Origin of the sequence: Campylobacter sp. S4:11 (assembly GCF_024723695.1) — a bacterium.
Classification (GTDB): domain Bacteria; phylum Campylobacterota; class Campylobacteria; order Campylobacterales; family Campylobacteraceae; genus Campylobacter_D; species Campylobacter_D jejuni_C.
On sequence record NZ_JANQDC010000110.1, the window covers coordinates 1 to 358 of the forward strand.

The following is a 358-nucleotide window of genomic DNA, read 5'->3' on the forward strand; positions in this document are numbered from 1 at the left end:
CTTGAGGGGGGTTATTATTTTAGGAAGAAGTTACATCAATGAATGCGAAATTTTAAAATCAGATCTTGCTCGATGCTTAGAAAATTTAAATTTTGAAAGTGAAGACTTTAATCCTCTAAGTCAAAGAATTTATCAAATGAAAGCTAAGTTTGAGGATGAAGAATTTAAAAATTATTTCTTAGATCTTATTCGTTCAATATTTTTTCATTTTGAATATAAAATTGCACAAAATTATATAAAAAATCCTACAAACATAGAAGAAGAATATTCAAAGAGAAAAGAATACTTAGAAATACATCTAAATTGGATTGATTTTATCATACCTCATATAAAATTACAAATTCAAAGCATCGAAAAA

The 358-nt window shown here is 24.6% G+C and carries 1 protein-coding gene; it reads left to right on the forward strand.

Translation table 11 applies throughout. The features are described from left to right. Positions 1-358, forward strand: a 358-nt coding sequence (locus CAMP5053_RS08445) for a hypothetical protein (protein ID WP_442863263.1), incomplete at both ends; no start/stop codon positions are given.